Genomic DNA, 2,432 nt, shown 5'->3' with positions numbered 1-2,432 from the left:
CGGGTGGCACCGCCTCCCCCGCCTTGGATGCGTTGCGTCTTCGCACCGGCTATGCTGCCCTCGATGGCGGCGGCGATGCGATCCATTGCCTCGTTAATCTCAGCGAGGCTTTCACGGCGATCCTTGATCGGCAGGTAGGTCAGATCGATATCGACCGACAGGCGGGGCAGATCGCGGTAGAACAGATTGATCGCCGTGCCGCCCTTGAGCGCGAATGCCTTTTCCTTCGCGACATGCGGGAGCAGGCGCACGAGCAGCGCGACTTGGATTTCATAATCCTCACGTGCCATCGCCAGCCTCAGTCGCTACGAATTCCTCCGGCACCACGATACGGTACCGTGGGTGTATCCTGCCGCCCTTTACCAAGGCGCGGTCGCCGCTGCCAAGGTTGAATTCCTCGGGATCAAGGCGCTTGCGCCATGGGTGGCCGTGGCGATCAGCGAAGACGAAGAACAGCCGCCTCACCTTGATCTTCCTGCAACTGTACAGCAGCGCCGACAGCATCTTCGGGCGCAGCGTCGTCAGGCTCTCGAATACCATGTCGAGGTTGTGAAAGCTTTCATGGTCGGGCAGCTCATCGATAGCTTCGAGGATTGCCCGTTCGGGAGACGACATCCTGAGCTGCCAGTCCCAAGGAAGGGTTTGCCCGGCATCCGTGGTATCATCGGGAAGGCCCAGCTTCGGATCGCCAAAAAGAGACCTGCTGCGCGTCTCGATCGGCGCGTTCAGCGGCAGCTTCGAAAGCCAGTTCGGTATCGCTTCGCCATAGACCCATACCGGGGCGTTGCCGCCCAGGCGCAGGTAATGACCGTGACCCTGCTGGGCGAGCGCCGTCATGCCACCGACATGGACATCGTAGCGCATGATGTGCTGGACTGAGAGCAGGCAGATCTTCCAGTCGATCGTATCCGAAGCAGAAGTGCCCGGAAACGGGCGACGGAAAAGGCCTCGGGTAACTCGCTCGAGCCAGCCGCGCTTGACATAGTCGCGAAAGGTCTCGTAGGCGACACCATGCGCGGTGAGCCACGCGGCATCGATCAGATACCCTGTGGGTACTGCATCAAGAACCTTCTTCAGGTTTTGAGATCTTTCGGTCGCCATGACGCTTATGATGGCATATTTTCAAAGCAGACACCATGAGTCTCTTTAAAAAAAGTCCAACTACGGTGCTCCAAGCACTCCAATCACGAATTTTTCAAGGACCGCTCGTGCAGACGACACCCCTGCAGACCAGAACATGTCGGCGCGAATCGAAAAGCCATGCTCGACAACGCAATCCTGAAGGATGTCGCATCGCGAAAGTGGTAACGCCCGCCGTAAAGCGGGAAGCGGTGGCGGATGTCGTGGGGGTCCGACGGGTCGTCAGGTCATAGACATCAGCGCATCCGCAGGCCGGACAGACCGGCGCGCCGTCTGTCTCTGGCCAGCGCAGCCGGCAGAACCGGCGATAGGCGGCCTCCTCGCCAGCGGAAAAAATCACCTTGAGCGAAAGTGTTCGTGCCGCCGCGGAGAGAAGAAAGTGCTGTGCTATGGAGGCCTCCAGGGTCATCATGTTCATATAATGTTCTATGAGGGCCACTGCGTCAACGATTTGGTGCGTTTGCTACCTAACAGGCTGCTGAAAAAGTCCTTGCGACAGGACAGCGCGGACGGGGAACCGGGAAATCCGCCTCAAATTTGCCGAAGACACCCCATCTCCGGGCCGATATTAGCTGGATCCAGAACGATTTCCGCTGCGTCGTCCTCTCAAGATCCTTTTTCAGCAGCCTGTTAAACTCCGATCAGATCCAGGCAGGGCCTAGTCATCAGCGCCAGATCCCAGGACAAGGATCATGCGCTGCCCTTTGTCCCCAGGTGTTCGCGTCCACCGCATCTCGCGGCCCCGGAACGGGCCGGAGCCCGGCTCGGCCACCGGCAGGATCATCGACTCAGCATCCAGCACGGCGGCGCGATCCGCCTCGGAGGACTCGACCGCGCTGCCGGCGCGCAGGATCTCGAACTCGTACCTGCCCATGAACCGAGCCGAGGGCACGGGCTGGCCAAGCGTTGACTTGACCAGAACATCCCGCGCAGGTCCAGCCGTTCACCCCCATCTCCCACCGCCACGGCCACCACCCGGGTGCCGGTCGTGATCACCGCGAAAGGCACCCGGGTGGTGGCCGCGGCGCTTTTCTGTCCGCGCAACCTGGGTTTGGCGACGCTTTCGCGCGTCACCGAGGGGAAACTTGGCGCGTGCCGGAGGGCGCTATGCGGATCGCGACGCTGCGCATCTATCGCTTCGATCCCCACGGCTTGGCCGGCCCGCAGCTGGATATGCTCCGGGGCGATCTAGGCCGTGTTGACAAAAGGGATTCCCGGGGCGCGCTGATCATGATTCAAGCTGGTATCTGCGATGGAGACCAGCTTGGCACGAGACCTGATGTCGGACGAGG

General features: G+C 60.9%; 3 protein-coding genes and 2 pseudogenes. 1 reads left to right on the top strand and 4 read right to left on the bottom strand.

Going from position 1 to position 2,432, the window contains the following annotated elements; all coding sequences use genetic code 11:
* The 4 genes and pseudogenes from ACDP63_RS24580 to ACDP63_RS24565 all read right to left on the bottom strand — a co-directional run.
* The coding region (locus tag ACDP63_RS24580; protein ID WP_409928827.1) for a nucleotidyl transferase AbiEii/AbiGii toxin family protein at positions 1–290 on the bottom strand (290 nt) is incomplete at its 3' end.
* Entirely contained in the window at positions 280–1,101 is an 822-nt protein-coding gene (locus tag ACDP63_RS24575) for a type IV toxin-antitoxin system AbiEi family antitoxin (protein ID WP_028717448.1), read from the bottom strand. The genes ACDP63_RS24580 and ACDP63_RS24575, both read right to left, overlap by 11 nt.
* A gap of 214 nt (positions 1,102–1,315) precedes the next feature.
* Positions 1,316–1,531 (bottom strand): annotated as a pseudogene (locus tag ACDP63_RS24570) (transposase); the annotation flags it as partial.
* A gap of 267 nt (positions 1,532–1,798) precedes the next feature.
* A pseudogene (locus ACDP63_RS24565) lies at positions 1,799–2,062 on the bottom strand (hypothetical protein); the annotation flags it as partial.
* Between the two features lie 185 nt (positions 2,063–2,247).
* On the opposite strand from ACDP63_RS24565, the gene ACDP63_RS24560 reads away from it, so the two are divergent.
* The coding region (locus ACDP63_RS24560; protein ID WP_409928826.1) for a hypothetical protein at positions 2,248–2,432 on the top strand (185 nt) is incomplete at its 3' end.

Origin of the sequence: Paracoccus sp. P2 (genome assembly GCF_046335115.1) — a bacterium.
Lineage (GTDB): Bacteria > Pseudomonadota > Alphaproteobacteria > Rhodobacterales > Rhodobacteraceae > Paracoccus > Paracoccus pantotrophus.
This window is presented reverse-complemented; position numbering and strand designations above follow the sequence as displayed.